Below are 269 nucleotides of genomic sequence, written 5' to 3'. Positions count from 1 at the left end.
AAAAAAGTTGATGGAGTACGGCTTATATAAAAAAATGTTAATTAATAATTAAATGAAACCGTACTTATTCAAAGCCCGCTATGGGATTTGAATAAATATAGTATTCGATATATTGAATTAAGGAACCTTGTTTTAAACCCATTTGAAACATACGGAATTGGCTATGAAAAGCAGAATTCTTGTATATTTTCCTCGTCTATCTACTTTGGATTGATGAAGCCGATAATAATGATGAATGGTTAGAAATTGATAATGTTCATAATAATAAT

Annotated in this window: 1 pseudogene; it reads left to right on the top strand. The window is 27.9% G+C overall.

Annotation, left to right across the window (positions count from 1 at the left end):
- Nucleotides 1-84 precede the first annotated feature (84 nt).
- A pseudogene (locus tag FOT98_RS33530) lies at nt 85-269 on the top strand (hypothetical protein); the annotation flags it as partial.

Source organism: Bacillus sp. HY001 (assembly GCF_007558965.1).
GTDB lineage: Bacteria > Bacillota > Bacilli > Bacillales > Bacillaceae_G > Bacillus_A > Bacillus_A mobilis.
The sequence above is the reverse complement of the archived record's forward strand: the minus strand, read 5'-3'. Positions and strand labels throughout refer to the sequence as shown.